The following is an 18153-nucleotide window of genomic DNA, read 5'->3' as shown; positions in this document are numbered from 1 at the left end:
GGAACCCGCCATGAGCGAATTCAAACGAATCCCCCCGGAACAGGCCCAGGCCCTGCGCGAGCAAGGTGCCGTGGTCGTCGATGTCCGTGACCCAGCCACATTCGCGGCGCTGCACATCAGCGGCTCGAAGCATCTGGACAATCATTCCCTGCACGCCTTCATTCAGGGTGCCGACCTCGATGCCCCGACCGTCGTGGTCTGCTACCACGGCAATTCGAGCCAGGGTGCCGCGGCGTATCTTGTCAGCCAGGGCTTTTCCGACGTCTACAGCATGGACGGCGGCTTCGAGCTGTGGCGTACGACTTTTCCTTCGGAAACCGCGCAAGGCACCTCCGAATAATTTTTTTGTAACGTGCAAGCCCCGGCTCCCGTGGGCTCGCGCGGTGGCAGACGAACGGTCTGCCACAACTAATTACGTATCTCGCCTTTACCTCCCGAATTCCCAACTATCCTTAAGCCCAGGCCATCCAAAACAGGGGAGAGCCGGTACACCGGCGCACGGGTCATCGGGAGTGACTTTCGCGGTTGTCGATCGCGGAAGGGTTCTGGGGGGTAAACAACAGCTGCCATCGCGGCTGCTTGCCAGCATCGACTGAGTGATCCGGCGTCGGCTCCACGTATCGAGCGAGGTGACGTCATGAGTATCTTTAGCCACTTCCAACAACGCTTCGAGTCCACACGCCAGGAAGAATTCTCGCTGCAGGAATACCTGGAACTGTGCAAAAAGGATCGCAGCGCCTACGTTTCCGCCGCCGAGCGTCTGTTGATGGCTATCGGCGAACCGGAGCTGCTCGACACTTCGACCAATTCGAGGCTGTCGCGAATCTTTTCCAACAAGGTGATCCGTCGCTATCCGGCCTTTGAAGACTTCCACGGGATGGAAGAATGCATCGACCAGATCGTGTCGTATTTCCGCCATGCCGCCCAGGGTCTCGAGGAAAAGAAACAGATCCTCTACCTGCTCGGCCCCGTCGGTGGCGGTAAATCGTCCCTGGCCGAGAAGCTGAAACAGCTCATGGAAAAAGTGCCCTTCTATGCCATCAAGGGCTCACCGGTATTCGAATCTCCACTGGGTCTGTTCAACGCCACCGAAGATGGCGCGATCCTCGAAGAGGACTTCGGCATCCCTCGCCGCTACCTGAACACCATCATGTCGCCATGGGCCACCAAGCGCCTGGCCGAATTCGGTGGCGACATCAGCCAGTTCCGCGTGGTCAAGCTGTACCCGTCGATCCTCAACCAGATCGCCGTGGCCAAGACCGAACCGGGCGACGAGAACAACCAGGACATCTCCGCGCTGGTGGGCAAGGTCGATATCCGCAAGCTGGAAGAATTCCCGCAGAACGACGCCGATGCCTACAGCTATTCCGGTGCGCTGTGCCGGGCCAACCAGGGCCTGATGGAATTCGTCGAAATGTTCAAGGCACCGATCAAGGTGCTGCACCCTTTGCTGACCGCCACCCAGGAAGGCAACTACAACAGTACCGAAGGTCTGGGCGCGATTCCGTTCACCGGTATCCTGCTGGCCCACTCCAACGAATCGGAATGGCACACCTTCCGCAACAACAAGAACAACGAAGCCTTCATCGACCGGATCTACATCGTCAAAGTGCCATACTGCCTGCGGGTCAGCGACGAAGTGAAGATCTACGACAAGCTGCTGTTCAACAGCTCTCTGGCCAAGGCCCATTGCGCGCCGGACACCCTGAAGATGCTGGCGCAGTTCACCGTTCTGTCACGCCTGAAGGAGCCGGAAAACTCCAACATCTATTCCAAGATGCGCGTGTATGACGGCGAAAACCTCAAGGACACCGATCCGAAGGCCAAGTCGATCCAGGAATACCGCGACGCAGCGGGCGTCGACGAAGGCATGAACGGTCTGTCGACCCGGTTCGCGTTCAAGATCCTGTCCAAGGTCTTCAACTTCGATCCCCATGAAATCGCCGCCAACCCGGTACACCTGCTCTATGTACTGGAACAGCAAATCGAACAGGAACAGTTCCAGGCCGAAACCCGCGAGCGCTACCTGCGTTATCTGAAGGAGTACCTGGCGCCGCGTTATATCGAATTCATCGGCAAAGAGATCCAGACCGCCTACCTCGAGTCCTACAGCGAGTACGGCCAGAACATCTTCGACCGCTACGTGCTGTACGCTGACTTCTGGATTCAGGATCAGGAGTATCGCGATCCGGAAACCGGCGAGATCCTCAACCGCGTCGCCCTCAACGAGGAACTGGAAAAGATCGAGAAACCGGCCGGCATCAGCAATCCGAAGGATTTCCGCAACGAAATCGTCAACTTCGTGTTGCGCGCCCGGGCCAACAACAACGGCAAGAACCCGACCTGGCTCAGCTACGAAAAACTGCGGGTGGTCATCGAGAAGAAAATGTTCTCGAACACCGAGGACCTGCTGCCGGTCATCAGCTTCAATGCCAAGGCCAGCAAAGAGGATCAACAGAAACACAACGACTTCGTTACACGAATGGTCGAACGCGGCTACACCGACAAACAGGTACGACTGCTCTCCGAGTGGTATCTGCGGGTCAGAAAATCACAGTAAACCGCGGCCGGTCAGACCGGTTGTCGTCAGCCCGAGGCCTGTGTGCGCATTTTCTGCTACACAGGCCTCTGGAAGGTGTTCGAAAGGCGGTAGCGAGGTTCAGGCAGCACCCAAAGCGCTTGGGGGAGCGTTTGCGTCCCCAGGCATTCGGTTAAACGCTGCATGACCGCTCGCCCTTTGCAGGACAGCTTCTAAGGAGCAGTCATGAGCTATGTGATCGACCGACGTCTCAATGGCAAGAACAAGAGCACGGTGAACCGTCAGCGCTTCCTGCGACGTTACCGTGACCACATCAAGAAGGCTGTCGAAGAGGCGGTCAGCCGGCGCTCCATCACCGACATGGAGCACGGCGAGCAGATCAGCATTCCCGGTCGCGACATCGACGAGCCGGTGCTTCACCATGGTCGCGGCGGCAAGCAGACCGTGGTTCATCCCGGCAACAAGGAATTCACCGCCGGCGAACACATCGCCCGCCCGCCGGGAGGTGGCGGAGGCCGAGGGCCGGGCAAGGCCGGCAACTCCGGCGAAGGCATGGACGAATTCGTCTTCCAGATCACCCAGGAAGAATTCCTCGAGTTCATGTTCGAAGACCTCGAACTGCCGAACCTGGTCAAACGCAACCTGACCGGTACCGATACCTTCAAGACTGTTCGCGCCGGGATCAGCAACGAGGGCAACCCGTCCCGGATCAATATCATCCGCACCCTGCGCTCGGCCCATGCCCGGCGGATCGCACTGTCCGGCAGCAGCCGCGCCAAGTTGCGTGAGGCCAAGGAAGAGCTGGCACGCCTGAAACGCGAAGAACCGGACAATTTCGGCGACATTCAGAACCTCGAAGCGGAAATCGAGAAACTCAGTGCGCGCATTCATCGCGTGCCCTTCCTCGACACCTTCGACCTCAAGTACAACCTGCTGATCAAGCAGCCGAACCCCAGCTCCAAGGCTGTGATGTTCTGCCTGATGGACGTTTCCGGCTCCATGACCCAGGCGACCAAGGACATCGCCAAGCGCTTTTTCATCCTGCTGTACCTGTTCCTGAAGCGGAACTACGACAAGATCGACGTCGTGTTCATCCGCCACCACACCAGCGCCCGGGAAGTGGACGAGGAAGAGTTTTTCTATTCGCGGGAAACCGGCGGCACCATCGTTTCCAGCGCCCTGAAACTGATGCAGGAGATCATGGCCGAGCGCTACCCGAGCAACGAATGGAACATCTACGCCGCCCAGGCCTCCGACGGCGACAACTGGAACGACGATTCGCCGATCTGCCGCGACATCCTGATCAACCAGATCATGCCGTTCGTGCAGTACTACACTTACGTAGAGATCACCCCGCGCGAACATCAGGCTCTGTGGTACGAGTACGAGCGCATCGCCGAAGCCTTTTCCGACACTTTTGCCCAGCAGCAGCTGGTCTCGGCCGGAGATATCTATCCGGTCTTCCGTGAACTCTTCCAGCGCAGGTTAGTGACATGACCGCCAAAGAGCAGAAGCGCCAACCCATTTCCACCGGCTCCGAATGGACATTCGAGCTGATCCAGACCTACGACCGCGAAATTGCCCGGATCGCGGCCGGGTACGCCCTGGACACCTATCCCAACCAGATTGAAGTGATCACCGCCGAACAGATGATGGACGCCTACGCCTCGGTCGGCATGCCGTTGGGCTATCACCACTGGTCCTATGGCAAACACTTCCTCAGCACCGAGAAATCCTACAGTCGCGGGCAGATGGGGCTGGCTTACGAGATCGTGATCAACTCCGACCCGTGCATCGCGTATCTGATGGAGGAGAACACCATCTGCATGCAGGCACTGGTGGTGGCCCATGCCTGTTATGGCCACAACAGTTTCTTCAAGGGCAACTACCTGTTCCGCACCTGGACCGATGCCAGTTCGATCATCGACTACCTGGTGTTCGCCAAGCAGTACATCATGCAGTGCGAGGAGCGCCACGGGATCGACGCGGTCGAGGACCTGCTCGACTCCTGCCATGCGTTGATGAACTACGGCGTCGACCGCTACAAACGCCCGTATCCGATTTCTGCCGAGGAAGAGCGGCGCCGGCAGAAGGATCGTGAAGAACACCTGCAGAAGCAGATCAACGACCTGTGGCGAACCATCCCCAAAGGCGCGGACAAATACAGCGACAAGGACAACGCACGGTTCCCGGCCGAGCCTCAGGAAAACATCCTGTACTTCATCGAGAAACACGCACCGCTGCTGGAGCCGTGGCAACGGGAAATCGTGCGCATCGTGCGCAAGATCGCCCAGTATTTCTATCCACAGCGCCAGACTCAGGTGATGAATGAAGGCTGGGCGACTTTCTGGCACTACACGCTGATGAACGACCTGTATGACGAAGGGCTGGTCACCGACGGTTTCATGATGGAGTTCCTGACGTCCCACACCAGCGTGGTGTTCCAGCCGGGATTCGACAGTCCCTACTACAACGGCATCAATCCTTATGCACTGGGCTTTGCCATGTACCGCGACATCCGGCGCATGTGCGAAGAACCGACGGAAGAAGACCGTCGCTGGTTCCCGGAAATCGCCGGTACCGACTGGCTGTCGACCATCAAGTTCGCAATGAGCAGCTTTAAGGATGAGAGTTTCATCCTGCAGTACCTGTCACCCAAGGTGATCCGCGACCTGAAACTGTTCAGCATCCTCGATGACGACCAGAAGGACGATCTGCTGGTGCCCGCCATCCATGACGAGGGCGGCTACCGGATCATCCGCGAGACCCTGGCCGCGCAGTACAACCTCGGCAACCGTGAACCGAACGTGCAGATCTACAGCATCGACCGGCGCGGTGACCGTTCTCTGACCCTGCGTCACCAGCAGCACGACCGCAAACCGCTGGGCGACTCCACCGACGAGGTACTCAAACATCTGCATCGGCTATGGGGTTTCGACATTCATCTGGAAACCCTGCAGGGCGACCAGATCATGAAAACCCACCATGTACCGCCCCGCAGCGAACACGGCGAGGGGGATTACGGTCGGCTCGATCTGGCTGTCATTCATCTTTGATCCCGTTCTGGCCTCCGAAAGTCCGGCGCAAGGGTTATCCTGTCGGGCCAACGGAGGTTTTTTATGCAGATTTACAAGGTCGGCGGTGCAGTGCGTGATCGCCTGCTGGGCAAACCGGTCACCGATATCGATTGGGTGGTGGTCGGCGCCACCGCAGAAGAAATGCTCGCCAAAGGGTTTCGCCCGGTCGGTGCGGATTTCCCTGTGTTTCTTCACCCGAAAAGCGGCGAGGAGTACGCCCTCGCCCGTACCGAACGCAAGAGCGGTCGCGGTTATGGCGGGTTCACCTTTCACGCCAGCCCCGAGGTCACGCTTGAAGAAGATCTGATCCGTCGCGACCTCACGATCAACGCCATGGCCGAGGACGATCAGCAAAACCTGACGGATCCCTATCACGGCCAGCGCGATCTCGATGACCGGATCCTGCGTCACGTTTCCCCCGCGTTCGCCGAAGATCCCCTGCGAGTCTTGCGTGTTGCCCGCTTCGCGGCTCGTTACGCAGAACTCGGTTTCAAGGTTGCCCCCGAGACCCTTGAGTTGATGCGCCAGCTCAGCGAATCCGGCGAACTGGAGGCCCTGACCGCCGAACGCAGCTGGAAAGAGATTTCCCGCGCATTGATGGAAAGTCAGCCGCAGGTGTTCATTCAGGTACTGCGCGATTGCGGCGCACTGAAAGTGCTGATGCCGGAGGTCGACGCCCTGTTCGGCGTACCGCAACCGGAAATCCATCACCCGGAAATCGACAGCGGCATTCACACACTGAGCGTGCTTGAGCAAGCCGCCCTGCACCAGCAACCATTGACGGTGCGCTGGGCCTGCCTGCTGCATGATCTCGGCAAGGGCCTGACCCCGGAAGAGGAATGGCCGCGGCATATCGCCCACGAGCACAAGGGCCTGAAGCTGATCAAAGCGGTCAACGAACGCTTCAAGGCACCGAAGGACTGTCAGGAACTGGCCCTGCTGGTCGGCCAGTATCACACCCACGGCCATCGCGCCCTGGAGCTGAAGGCGTCGACCTTGCTGGAATTGCTGCAGAGCTTTGATGTTTATCGCCGACCGCAGCGTTTCGAAGAATTTATCGTCGCATGCGAGATGGATGCCCGAGGCCGCAAAGGACTTGAGCAGCGCAGTTATCCACAGGCGGATTACCTGCGCGGTGCAGCCAGCGCCGCTCGGGGCGTTGCGGTACAGCCGCTGCTGGAGAAAGGTTTCAAGGGCCCGGAGCTGGGCGAAGCGCTCAAGCGTGAACGGCTCAAGGCGTTGAAGGCTTACAAGGAATCAGCGTCGTCCTGAAAACACCTGACGCCATCGCGAACCGGTCGCGATGGCGTCAGTCAGTTCAATAAATCCGCAGGCGTGAGCTGAATACCGCGCCATTCAAACCCGACCGGTGCCAGCACCTGATCGATCTGCGCCTCGGACCACAGCGTGGCAAAGCTTTTTCCCACACCTGGATGCACCCGATCCGGCGCAATCAGCGACAACGGCCACAACACGAAGGCATTTTTCAGAATTTCGGCCCGGGGAAGGATCAGCCCGTCGAAATTGCCTGCCAGCTCGCCGTACAGCAGGACGTCGATATCCAGCGGCAATCCCTTGCGCTCCGGGGCATAACGACCGTTATCCGCCTCGATGAATTTCAGCCGTCGATCCAGCTCCATCAGCGGCAGATCGGTGTAGGCCGACACCACGAAATTGAAGAACGGGCCGCTCTTGATCCCCACCGGCTGGCTTTCGAACACCGCCGAGCAGCGGATATCCACCAGGAAACCGGCCAAGGCATCCAGACCGGCTCGCAAATGAGTATCGCGCTCGATATTGCTACCGAGCCCGAGGTAGACCTGAGTCAGCGACATCCGCGCTCGATCTCCACACCGACACCACCCTTGGCGGCCGGGACCGCGCCAGGCTTGGTCAGCTTCAGGCGCACCCAGGTGATCTTGAATTCGGCCATCAGCACTTCGACCAGGCGCTCGGCGAAGGTCTCGACCAACTGGAACTGTGCCTGCTCGGCAAAGGCCTGGATCCGCGCGGAAACACTGGCGTAATCGAGTGCCAGGGTCAGGTCGTCACCGGCAGCAGCCGGGCGATTGTCCCAGGCGAAGCTCAGATCAAGACGCAAGCACTGTCGGATGCCGCGCTCCCAGTCGTAGGCACCGATCACGGTGTCGACTTCCAGGCCCTCGATAAACACTCTGTCCAAGCACTTCTCTCCGCTGCACGACAAGGGCGCAATGCGCCGTTAGAATCAGGGCGTCCTCGCCCGGAATAGTTAGCATGTTTTGGTTACTGGCGATTCTCGCCTACCTGCTCGGCTCGCTGTCCTTCGCCATTTTGCTCAGCCGCCTGACCGGAAATCCGGATCCGCGAATGAGTGGCTCGGGTAATGCCGGTGCCACCAACATGCTGCGCCTGGCCGGTCGCAAACTCGCGATCCTGACCCTGCTGGGTGATCTGTGCAAAGGCCTGCTGCCGGTACTGATCGCATCGGCAGCTGGCCTTTCGCTGCAGGATCAGGCGTGGATCGGCGTCTGCGCCGTGATCGGTCACCTGTTCCCGCTGTACTTCCGCTTTCGCGGTGGCAAGGGCGTCGCCACGGCGGCCGGCATGCTGCTGGGTCTGTATCCACCCGCCGCACTGCTGGCGGTGTGCGCCTGGCTGCTGACGTTCTACCTGACCCGCACCAGCTCGCTGGCAGCTTTGATTGCCACACCTCTGACCCTGCCATTGCTGGCCTGGCAGGAGCCAGAGGCGCTGCTGCCGATGAGCACGCTTACGCTGCTGATCGTGTGGCGCCACCGGGGCAATCTACGCGACCTGTTTGCCGGGCGCGAACGGCATTTTTAAATACCGTTCGCGAACACCGTTCATCACAACGCCGACAACTGCTCCATCGGCCAGCGCGCCTGCACGCTGATCGCCAGGCTTTCCTGCTGGCCGGCCTGCAGACGCTGGCAACCGGCAAACGCAATCATCGCGCCGTTGTCGGTGCAGAACTCGGGCCGGGCATAGAACACATCGCCCTTCATGTCGCCGAGCATTTTCTCCAGTGAAACCCGCAATGCCTTGTTGGCGCTGACGCCACCGGCGATCACCAGACGCTTCATGCCGGCCTGCTTCAACGCACGCTTGCACTTGATGGTCAAAGTCTCCACCACGGCCTGCTGGAACGCCAGCGCGATGTCGCAACGGGCTTGCTCGCTGTCGTCCCCGACGCTGACGCACTGCTGCCAGGTGTTGAGGGCAAAAGTCTTCAAGCCGCTGAAGCTGAAATCCAGGCCCGGGCGATCGCACATCGGACGCGGGAAGGTGAAACGTCCTGCGACGCCCTTCTCTGCCAGCTTGGCGATTTCCGGCCCGCCCGGATAATTGAGGCCCATCATCTTCGCGGTCTTGTCGAAAGCTTCGCCCGCTGCGTCATCGAGGGTTTCGCCCAGCAGGCTGTATTGGCCGATGCCATCGACTTGAACCAGCTGCGTATGACCACCGGAGACCAACAAAGCGACGAACGGAAACTCCGGCGGTTTTGGCTCCAGCATCGGCGCCAGCAAGTGGCCTTCCATGTGGTGCACACCGAGGGCCGGAATACCCCAGGCAAACGCCAGCGCCTGGGCGCACGAAGCCCCCACCAGCAACGCACCGACCAGGCCAGGACCAGCGGTGTAGGCGATGGCGTCGATCTCGGTCGGCACGCAGTCAGCCTCGGCCAGCACCTGACGGATCAAGGGCAGCATGCGCTTGACGTGATCGCGGGAGGCCAGCTCCGGCACCACGCCGCCGTAGACGCGGTGCAGGTCGATCTGACTGAACAGTGCGTCGGCCAGCAGGCCACGCTCACTGTCGTATAAAGCGACGCCGGTTTCGTCGCAAGAGGTTTCTAATCCCAGTACTAGCATGGGTTTGCGCCTTGTTTAGGCTGAATTCGAAGGCGCGCATAATAGTCGCCACTGGATGCCCCGACCAGCGGTTTTCGATCAGAGGCTTTGCATTCCGAGCGTTGAGGGGTTAACATCCGCAACCCTTAAAAACCGACGTCTTCAAGTGCTCTTTTGCCGCGAGGATGTTGACCCCGGTAATGAATGAAGGTAGCTCTGGATGCCAGCCGTCAAAGTTAAAGAGAACGAACCCTTCGACGTAGCTCTGCGTCGTTTCAAGCGCTCCTGCGAAAAAGCCGGTGTACTGGCTGAAGTTCGTAGCCGCGAATTTTACGAGAAGCCAACTTCCGAGCGTAAGCGCAAGGCAGCAGCCGCTGTTAAGCGTCACGCCAAGAAAGTTCAGCGCGAACAGCGCCGCGCCGTTCGTCTGTACTAATACACAGACGATCGTAGCAAGCTTCTGCCAAGCCCGGCCCTCAGCCGGGCTAATGGCATTTGCGTAAAACGCTTGATGCTTCACCGTCGAAGCCGCACACGCGACCGAGACAAATCCGCTTCACCGCGTCAGGCCTGGCTCTTTTGCCAGCGGTGCACGTCTTTTCTGACGAGCCTTTCAAGGCTACTGACGAGCACACCCACTGATTCCTCTTACGACGATCAGCCCAAGGCACCTGCTTGCGTGCCCGCTTCATGAGCTATCCGAGGCCTTCAACCGGCCGTCAGCGGATTCAGCGCAACACTTTCATAAAGTCGAAGACTGATAGGTACTAACGTCAGTGGATTTTCGGCAGATACACTTCCCGACAGCGATTACGCAGACGACACCGGTCGAGCCGCACTCTTTGTGCGCTTTCAAGCATGACCCGCGTCCGGCCGCCCATCGCATCGGACTCATTACAGCGCAGACGACGAGAACGCCATGGCCGGGCTGATTCCCCAGAGCTTCATTGACGACCTGCTGAACCGCACCGACATCGTCGACGTGGTTAGCTCGCGCGTGCAATTGAAGAAGGCCGGCAAGAACTACACCGCCTGCTGCCCGTTCCACAAAGAGAAAACCCCGTCGTTCAGCGTCAGCCCCGACAAGCAGTTCTATTACTGCTTCGGTTGCGGCGCCGGCGGTAACGCGCTCGGTTTTCTCATGGACCACGACAACCTGGACTTTCCCCAGGCGGTCGAGGACCTGGCCAAAGCCGCCGGCATGGAAGTGCCCCGCGAAGAAGGTGGCCGCTCGCACAAACCGCGACAGCCGACCGATTCGCCGCTTTATCCACTGCTGACTGCCGCTGCAGACTTTTACCGCCAGGCGCTCAAGAGCCACCCGGCACGCAAGGCTGCCGTGGATTATCTCAAGGGCCGCGGACTGACGGGGGAGATTGCGCGGGACTTCGGCCTCGGCTTCGCCCCGCCAGGCTGGGACAACCTGTTCAAGCACCTGAGCAGCGACACCCTGCAGCAGAAAGCCATGATCGACGCCGGCCTGCTGATCGAGAACGCCGAAACCGGCAAGCGCTATGACCGCTTCCGCGATCGCGTGATGTTTCCGATCCGCGATACTCGCGGGCGCATCATCGCCTTCGGCGGTCGGGTCCTCGGCGACGACAAGCCGAAATACCTGAACTCACCGGAAACCCCGGTATTTCATAAAGGCCAGGAACTCTACGGCCTCTACGAAGCCCGCAAGAACAACCGCAACCTCGACGAAATCATCGTCGTCGAGGGCTACATGGACGTCATCGCCCTGGCCCAGCAAGGCCTGCGCAATGCCGTCGCGACCCTGGGCACAGCCACCAGCGAAGAGCATCTGAAGCGCCTTTTTCGGGTCGTACCGAACGTGCTGTTCTGCTTTGACGGCGACCAGGCCGGCCGCAACGCCGCATGGCGTGCACTGGAAGCCACGCTGAGCAGCCTGCAGGACGGTCGCCGCGCACGCTTCCTGTTCCTCCCCGAAGGCGAAGACCCGGACACCTTGATCCGCGCTGAAGGCACCGACGCCTTCCGTGCGCGGATCAATCAGCACGCGCAGCCACTGGCAGACTATTTCTTCCAGCAACTGACCGAAGAAGCCGACCCTCGCTCGCTCGAAGGCAAGGCGCACATGGCGACGCTTGCCGCGCCGCTGATCGATAAAGTGCCAGGGGCAAACCTGCGAATCCTGATGCGTCAGCGCCTGACCGAAATCACCGGCCTGAGCAGCGAGACCGTCAGCCAGCTGGCCCAGAGCACACCGCAGGAAGCGCCGCCCGCCTACGACCCCGGCATCGATTACGACGCAATGCCGGACTTCAGCGACTACCATCAGCCGCAGGCACAGGACATGTATGTGCCGCAGCAGGAATGGACGCCGAAGAAACCCGGTGCCGGCGGCAAGAAATGGGACAAAAAGCCCTGGGACAAGAACGGCAAGCGTGGCGGTGATCGCGATCAACCGCGCGCCCCGAGAGTGCCGGCTCCCGTCGAGCCACCGATCATGGCTGCCCTGCGAACGGTGATCCATCACCCGCAACTGGCGCTGAAGGTCGAGACGGCCAGCCACTTTGCGGATGAAGACAATACCAACACCCAGCTTCTGGTGGCCTCACTGGAAGCCGTGCAAAAGAATCCTCAGCTAAACTCTTTTCAGTTGATCTCGCGATGGCATGGCACCGAACAAGGTCGATTGCTGACCCGCCTGGCAGAAAAGGAGTGGTTGATCAACGGAGAAAACCTTGAACAACAGTTTTTCGACACCATAACTAGCTTGTCAGCCCGCCAGCGCGAGCGAAAGCTGGAACAACTTCTCAGGAAATCACGTCAAAGCGATCTGAGCACCGAAGAAAAATCTTTGCTGCTCGAATTGCTCAAACGGGATGTTCCTGCATCAAACCCGACCTCAACTGGCGCGTGAGGTCATAGCTCAGGTATAATCCTCGGCTTGTTTTTTGCCCGCCAAGACCTTCAGTGGATAGGGTGTTATGTCCGGAAAAGCGCAACAGCAGTCTCGTATTATTGAGTTGATCAAACTGGGTCGTGAGCAGAAGTATCTGACTTACGCCGAGGTCAACGACCACCTGCCCGAGGATATTTCAGATCCGGAGCAGGTGGAAGACATCATCCGCATGATTAACGACATGGGGATCCCCGTACACGAGAGTGCTCCGGATGCGGACGCCCTTATGTTGGCCGACGCCGATACCGACGAGGCCGCTGCGGAAGAAGCAGCCGCCGCGTTGGCAGCGGTCGAGACCGATATCGGTCGCACCACTGACCCAGTGCGCATGTACATGCGTGAAATGGGTACGGTCGAGCTTCTGACTCGTGAAGGCGAAATCGAAATCGCCAAGCGTATCGAAGAGGGCATCCGTGAGGTGATGAGCGCAATCGCGCACTTCCCCGGCACGGTTGACCATATTCTCTCCGAGTACACTCGGGTCACCACCGAAGGCGGTCGCCTGTCCGACGTTCTGAGCGGCTACATCGACCCGGACGACGGCATTACGCCGCCGGCTGCCGAAGTGCCACCGCCGATCGATGCGAAAGCCGCGAAAGCGGACGACGATTCCGAGGACGATGACGCCGAAGCTTCCGACGACGAAGAAGAAGCCGAAAGCGGTCCGGATCCGGTCATTGCTGCCCAGCGCTTCGGCGCCGTGGCCGACCAGATGGAAATCACCCGCAAGGCCCTGAAAAAGCACGGTCGTCACAACAAGGCAGCGGTTGCCGAGTTGCTGGCCCTGGCCGATCTGTTCATGCCGATCAAACTGGTGCCGAAGCAATTCGAAGCCCTGGTCGAGCGTGTTCGCAGTGCCCTGGATCGTCTGCGTCAGCAAGAGCGCGCGATCATGCAGCTGTGCGTACGTGATGCGCGTATGCCGCGTGCCGATTTCCTGCGCCAGTTCCCGGGCAACGAAGTCGACGAAAGCTGGTCCGACGCCCTGGCCAAAGGCAAGAGCAAGTACGCCGAAGCCATCGGCCGTGTGCAACCGGACATCATCCGTTGCCAGCAGAAGCTGACCGCACTGGAAACCGAGACCGGCCTGACCATCGCCGAGATCAAGGACATCAACCGTCGCATGTCGATCGGTGAGGCGAAAGCCCGCCGCGCGAAGAAAGAGATGGTTGAAGCGAACCTGCGTCTGGTGATCTCCATCGCCAAGAAGTACACCAACCGTGGCCTGCAATTCCTCGACCTGATCCAGGAAGGCAACATCGGTCTGATGAAAGCGGTGGACAAGTTCGAATACCGTCGTGGTTACAAGTTCTCGACCTATGCCACCTGGTGGATCCGTCAGGCGATCACTCGCTCGATCGCCGACCAGGCTCGCACCATCCGTATTCCGGTGCACATGATCGAGACGATCAACAAGCTCAACCGTATTTCCCGGCAGATGCTGCAGGAAATGGGTCGCGAACCGACCCCGGAAGAGCTGGGTGAACGCATGGAAATGCCTGAGGACAAGATCCGCAAGGTATTGAAGATCGCCAAAGAGCCGATCTCCATGGAAACCCCGATCGGTGATGACGAAGACTCTCATCTGGGTGACTTCATCGAAGACTCGACCATGCAGTCGCCAATCGATGTCGCCACTGTCGAGAGCCTGAAAGAAGCGACTCGCGAAGTGCTCTCCGGCCTCACTGCCCGTGAAGCCAAGGTACTGCGCATGCGTTTCGGTATCGACATGAACACCGACCATACGCTCGAAGAAGTCGGCAAACAGTTTGACGTGACCCGTGAGCGGATCCGTCAGATCGAAGCCAAGGCGCTGCGCAAGCTGCGCCACCCGACGCGAAGCGAACACCTGCGTTCGTTCCTCGACGAGTGATACCAAAACCCCCGGCCCAGGCCGGGGGTTTTGTTTATATGGCAGATTAAATACCTAGCTCCCCCCTCCCCCCGCGCACAGCCCGTCTACACTCGAAACATTCCCCCGTGCCATAACGAGACCGTTATGCCCAGACTGGCGTCCGTGCTTTTTTTGCTGTCACTGATGATCTGGACCGCAACGGCTGACGCGCTGACTCTGACCGACGAAGAACGTAGCTGGCTGGCGGCTCACCCGGACTTGCGCCTGGGTGTCGATGCTTCGTGGCCGCCATTCGAGTTTCGCGATGACCAGAACCGCTATCAGGGCCTGGCGGCGGACTATATCGACGTGATCCGCCAGCGTCTGGCCATCAAACTTACGCCCATCGAACCCTCGAGCTGGACAGCCGTGCTCGAACAGGCCAAAAACGGCACGATCGATCTGCTGCCGGGCATCATGTCCACCCCGGAACGCCAGAATTACCTTGCCTTCACCCGACCCTACCTGGATTTTCCGATCGTCATCCTCGCCCACGTTGGCGGGCCGCAACCGCGCAAGATCGAGGATCTGTATGGGCTTAAGATCGCCGTCGTCGAAAACTATGCTCCCCATGAGCTGTTGCGCACCCATCATCCCGATCTGAATCTGGTGGCCATGCCCAATGTCAGCTCGGCGCTGCAGGCCCTGGCCACTGACGAAGTGGACGCGGTGGTCGGCGATCTCGCCTCCAGTGTCTGGAGCCTGCGCCAGCTCAAGCTCGACGGGCTGTATGTCAGTGGCGAAACTCCTTATCGCTATCAACTGGCAATGGGAGTTCCCCGAGACAGCAAAATGCTGGTGGGCATTCTGGACAAGGTCTTGGCCGACATGTCCCCGGAGCAGATCAGTAGCATCCAGGAACACTGGGTGGGTAACGTCCTCGATCATCGGACATTCTGGTCGGATCTGCTGGTCTATGGCCTGCCAGGCCTGCTGTTGCTGGTGATCATCCTGGCAGTGGTGATTCGCATCAACCGCCGCTTGAGCTCGGAAATCGCCCGACGCATCGACCTCGAACAGGAGCTGCGCAGCAGCGAGTACCACTATCGCGGGCTGGTAGAGAGCCTGTCGGCCATTGCCTGGGAAGCGCGGATCAGCGATTTCACCTACAGCTACGTATCGCCCCACGCCGAGGATCTGCTGGGTTATCCCCTGTCGCACTGGCTGATTCCGGGCTTCTGGCGCAACATCATCCATCCCGCCGACCTGACCCGCGCGCAGAGTTTCTGCGATCACGAAGTCCTCGCCGGGCGCGATCACAGTCTCGATTACCGGGTGATCACCGCCGACGGCCGTTGCCTGTGGGTGCGAGACATCGTCAGCCTTATCGAGCACGGCCACGAGCCGGTGATGCGCGGCCTGATGATCGACATCAGCGAAACCAAGCGTACCGAAGAGGCCCTGCGCCTGTCGGAGCAGAAGTTCGCCTCGGTGTTCCAGCAATGCCCGGACATTCTGGTGATCGCGCGGCTGTCCGACGGCTGTCTGCTGGAGGTCAACGAAGCCTTTGAAGAACAGATCGGGCTGAAAGCCGAAGACGTCATTGGCCAGACTGCTACCGAGCTCAATATCTGGGGCATTCCCGGGGTTGGCCCCGGCCTGCTGCAACGCTTGCAGGCCGGCAGCATTCGCAACCTGGAGATGCCCTTTCGTCGCAGCAACGGGCAGGTGTTCACCGGGCTGATTTCCGCCGAACCGTTCGAACTCGACACCACACCGGCGCTGGTCGTGGTGGTGCGCGACATTACCCAGCTCAAGGAAACCCAGCAGCAACTGCAAACCTCCGAAGAGAAGTTCGCCAAGGCCTTCCACGCCTCGCCGGACGGCCTGTTGCTGTCGCGTCAGAGCGATGGCCTGCTGCTGGAGGTCAACGAAGGTTTCAGCCGCATCACCGGTTTCAACAGCGCCATGTCGGTGGACCGCTCGGCACTGGATCTGGGGATCTGGGTCAATCTCAACGAACGCAAACAGATGCTCGATCTGCTGCACCGTGACGGTTTCGTTCGCGATTTCACCTGCCACATCCGCCGCAGCGACGGGCAAATCCGCCTCTGCGAAGTGTCCAGCCGTCCGCTGCCGATCGGCGACGAAGACTGCATGCTGACCATCGCCCGGGACATCACCGAACGCCACCTGATGCAGGAAAAGCTGCAACAGGCCGCAACGGTGTTCGAGAGCACCGCCGAAGGCGTATTGATCACCGACACTCAACAGCACATCAGTGCCGTGAACCGCGCCTTTACCGAAATCACCGGTTACAGCGAAAGCGAGGCGTTGGGCCATACCCCACGCCTGCTGGCTTCCGGGCTGCACGACAGCGCATTCTATGCAGCGATGTGGCACCAATTGACTGACGAAGGCCACTGGCAGGGCGAAATCTCCAACCGGCGCAAGAATGGCGAGCTGTACCCGAGCTGGCTGACCATCAGTGCCGTGCGCAACCGCGACCGGTTCATTACCCACTTCGTCGCGGTGTTTGCCGATATCTCCAGTCTCAAGCACGCCCAGGCCAAACTCGATTACCAGGCTCACCATGATCCACTGACCGGTCTGCCGAATCGCACGCTGTTCGAAAGCCGTCTGCTGACGGCACTGAATGGCCAGCAAGAGAACGGCGGACTGGGCGCGGTGCTGTTCCTCGACCTCGATCGCTTCAAACACATCAACGACAGCCTCGGCCATCCGGTTGGCGACCTGCTGCTCAAGGGCATCGCCGTTCGCCTCAAGGAACAGTTGCGCGATATAGATACTGTGGCGCGACTGGGTGGCGACGAATTCATCATCCTGCTGCCGGGACTGCAACAGGCCGGTGATGCCGACAACATCGCCACCAAACTGCTGAACTGTTTCGGAGCGCCATTCCAGGCCGGCGAGCACGAGTTTTTCATCAGCGCCAGCATCGGCACCAGCCTCTATCCGCGTGACGGCTGCGACGTCGCCACTCTGATCAAGAACGCCGATGCCGCGATGTACCGTTCCAAGGCCAAGGGTCGCAACCGCGTCGAAAGCTACACCCGCGACCTCACCGCCCAGGCCAGCGAACGGGTGGCGCTGGAGCATGAACTGCGCCGGGCCATCGAGCGCGAAGAGCTGTACCTCTACTACCAGCCGAAAATCAGCCTCGACGATCACAGCCTGGTCGGGGCCGAAGCCCTGATCCGCTGGCGGCACCCGACCTTCGGCGAGGTACCTCCGGAGCACTTCATACCGCTGGCGGAAGAGAACGGGATGATTCTGCAAATCGGCGACTGGGTGCTGGAAACCGCCTGCCGGCAGATGTTCGAGTGGGGCCAGATCTACGACTCCCTGGGCCCGCTCTCGGTCAACCTCGCCGGCGCACAATTGCGTCAGCCGAACCTGTTGGGGCGCATCGAACAACTGCTCAAGGACAACCGTCTGAGACCGGATTTACTGCAACTGGAAATTACCGAAAACTTCATCATGAGCCAGGCCGAAGAGGCACTGGCGGTGCTGCACCAACTCAAACACCTCGGCGTGCAACTGGCCATCGACGACTTCGGCACCGGTTATTCCTCGCTGAGTTACCTCAAACGCCTGCCGCTGGACATCCTCAAGATCGACCAGTCCTTCGTCCGCGGCTTGCCCGACGACCCCCACGACGCGGCGATTGTCCGCGCCATCATTGCCCTGGGCCGCAGCATGCAATTCACCGTGATCGCCGAAGGCGTGGAAACCCAGGCCCAACAACAATTCCTTGCCGCCGAAGGCTGCGAGCAGATCCAGGGCTACATCGTCAGCCTGCCGCTGCCACCGGAGGAATTCGCCGCGACGTTTCTTCGCATAGCCGTATCAGATTTTTCGGATAGCACAGCCGAGAAACCGTCGCTATAATCCGCGGC

The 18153-nt window shown here is 59.8% G+C and carries 13 protein-coding genes; 10 read left to right on the top strand and 3 right to left on the bottom strand.

The window, feature by feature from the left end:
* The first annotated feature begins 10 nt into the window (after positions 1–10).
* The 5 genes from glpE (at position 11) to M5B44_RS17955 (ending at position 6888) form a co-directional block, all read left to right on the top strand.
* Positions 11–340, top strand: coding sequence for a thiosulfate sulfurtransferase GlpE (gene glpE / locus M5B44_RS17975; RefSeq protein ID WP_007959911.1), 330 nt, complete (start codon positions 11–13; stop codon positions 338–340).
* 297 nt (positions 341–637) lie between these two features.
* On the top strand, positions 638–2560 hold the full coding sequence (locus M5B44_RS17970; RefSeq protein ID WP_011336211.1) for a PrkA family serine protein kinase: 1923 nt from the start codon (positions 638–640) through the stop codon (positions 2558–2560).
* Positions 2561–2764: 204 nt separating this feature from the next.
* Positions 2765–4036 carry a YeaH/YhbH family protein gene (locus tag M5B44_RS17965; protein WP_085709216.1) on the top strand — a complete coding sequence of 424 codons (1272 nt, stop codon included), beginning with the start codon at positions 2765–2767 and terminating at the stop codon, positions 4034–4036.
* The gene (locus tag M5B44_RS17960; RefSeq protein WP_248740041.1) at positions 4033–5595 is read left to right on the top strand and encodes a SpoVR family protein; all 1563 of its coding nucleotides are present in this window, start codon (positions 4033–4035) and stop codon (positions 5593–5595) included. Before M5B44_RS17965 ends, M5B44_RS17960 begins: the two co-directional genes overlap by 4 nt.
* 63 nt (positions 5596–5658) lie before the next feature.
* Positions 5659–6888: a multifunctional CCA addition/repair protein gene (locus M5B44_RS17955; protein WP_248740040.1), complete on the top strand. Its 1230-nt coding sequence runs from the start codon at positions 5659–5661 to the stop codon at positions 6886–6888.
* A gap of 41 nt (positions 6889–6929) precedes the next feature.
* Here the strand turns inward: M5B44_RS17955 and folK are convergent, their stop codons facing one another.
* Together folK and folB are read right to left on the bottom strand one after the other, a co-directional pair.
* On the bottom strand, positions 6930–7451 hold the full coding sequence (gene folK / locus M5B44_RS17950) for a 2-amino-4-hydroxy-6-hydroxymethyldihydropteridine diphosphokinase (protein WP_248740039.1): 522 nt from the start codon (positions 7449–7451) through the stop codon (positions 6930–6932).
* Positions 7442–7798: a dihydroneopterin aldolase gene (gene folB / locus M5B44_RS17945; protein ID WP_248740038.1), complete on the bottom strand. Its 357-nt coding sequence runs from the start codon at positions 7796–7798 to the stop codon at positions 7442–7444. Before folB ends, folK begins: the two co-directional genes overlap by 10 nt.
* 74 nt (positions 7799–7872) lie before the next feature.
* Between folB and plsY the strand changes: the two genes are divergently transcribed.
* The gene (gene plsY, locus M5B44_RS17940) at positions 7873–8442 is read left to right on the top strand and encodes a glycerol-3-phosphate 1-O-acyltransferase PlsY (protein WP_085709211.1); all 570 of its coding nucleotides are present in this window, start codon (positions 7873–7875) and stop codon (positions 8440–8442) included.
* 23 nt (positions 8443–8465) lie between these two features.
* Here the strand turns inward: plsY and tsaD are convergent, their stop codons facing one another.
* Entirely contained in the window at positions 8466–9491 is a 1026-nt protein-coding gene (gene tsaD, locus M5B44_RS17935) for a tRNA (adenosine(37)-N6)-threonylcarbamoyltransferase complex transferase subunit TsaD (RefSeq protein ID WP_248740037.1), read from the bottom strand.
* 199 nt (positions 9492–9690) lie between these two features.
* Here tsaD and rpsU point away from each other — a divergent pair, with 199 nt between their 5' ends.
* The 4 genes from rpsU (at position 9691) to M5B44_RS17915 (ending at position 18145) form a co-directional block, all read left to right on the top strand.
* Positions 9691–9906 (top strand): 30S ribosomal protein S21, encoded by a 216-nt coding sequence (gene rpsU, locus M5B44_RS17930; RefSeq protein WP_002551877.1) that lies wholly within the window; start codon positions 9691–9693, stop codon positions 9904–9906.
* 483 nt (positions 9907–10389) lie between these two features.
* A complete protein-coding gene (dnaG, locus tag M5B44_RS17925) occupies positions 10390–12357 on the top strand; it encodes a DNA primase (RefSeq protein ID WP_248740036.1) in 1968 nt (655 codons plus the stop codon).
* Between the two features lie 67 nt (positions 12358–12424).
* Positions 12425–14272, top strand: a complete 1848-nt coding sequence (rpoD, locus tag M5B44_RS17920; protein ID WP_085709208.1) for an RNA polymerase sigma factor RpoD — start codon at positions 12425–12427, stop codon at positions 14270–14272.
* Positions 14273–14398: 126 nt separating this feature from the next.
* The gene (locus tag M5B44_RS17915) at positions 14399–18145 is read left to right on the top strand and encodes a bifunctional diguanylate cyclase/phosphodiesterase (protein WP_248740035.1); all 3747 of its coding nucleotides are present in this window, start codon (positions 14399–14401) and stop codon (positions 18143–18145) included.
* Positions 18146–18153 lie beyond the last annotated feature (8 nt).

It is taken from the genome of Pseudomonas sp. MWU12-2029, assembly GCF_023242425.1.
Classification (GTDB): Bacteria; Pseudomonadota; Gammaproteobacteria; order Pseudomonadales; family Pseudomonadaceae; genus Aquipseudomonas; species Aquipseudomonas kribbensis.
This window is presented reverse-complemented; position numbering and strand designations above follow the sequence as displayed.

Excerpts from the sequence above, each read along its gene's own strand:
- M5B44_RS17960 (WP_248740041.1), top strand. The coding sequence starts at position 4,033 with ATGACCGCCAAAGAGCAGAAGCGCCAACCCATTTCCACCGGCTCCGAA.
- glpE (WP_007959911.1), top strand. The coding sequence starts at position 11 with ATGAGCGAATTCAAACGAATCCCCCCGGAACAGGCCCAGGCCCTGCGC.
- M5B44_RS17965 (WP_085709216.1), top strand. The coding sequence starts at position 2,765 with ATGAGCTATGTGATCGACCGACGTCTCAATGGCAAGAACAAGAGCACG.
- M5B44_RS17970 (WP_011336211.1), top strand. The coding sequence starts at position 638 with ATGAGTATCTTTAGCCACTTCCAACAACGCTTCGAGTCCACACGCCAG.
- rpsU (WP_002551877.1), top strand. The coding sequence starts at position 9,691 with ATGCCAGCCGTCAAAGTTAAAGAGAACGAACCCTTCGACGTAGCTCTG.
- dnaG (WP_248740036.1), top strand. The coding sequence starts at position 10,390 with ATGGCCGGGCTGATTCCCCAGAGCTTCATTGACGACCTGCTGAACCGC.
- M5B44_RS17955 (WP_248740040.1), top strand. The coding sequence starts at position 5,659 with ATGCAGATTTACAAGGTCGGCGGTGCAGTGCGTGATCGCCTGCTGGGC.
- tsaD (WP_248740037.1), bottom strand. The coding sequence starts at position 9,491 with ATGCTAGTACTGGGATTAGAAACCTCTTGCGACGAAACCGGCGTCGCT.
- M5B44_RS17915 (WP_248740035.1), top strand. The coding sequence starts at position 14,399 with ATGCCCAGACTGGCGTCCGTGCTTTTTTTGCTGTCACTGATGATCTGG.
- rpoD (WP_085709208.1), top strand. The coding sequence starts at position 12,425 with ATGTCCGGAAAAGCGCAACAGCAGTCTCGTATTATTGAGTTGATCAAA.
- folK (WP_248740039.1), bottom strand. The coding sequence starts at position 7,451 with ATGTCGCTGACTCAGGTCTACCTCGGGCTCGGTAGCAATATCGAGCGC.
- plsY (WP_085709211.1), top strand. The coding sequence starts at position 7,873 with ATGTTTTGGTTACTGGCGATTCTCGCCTACCTGCTCGGCTCGCTGTCC.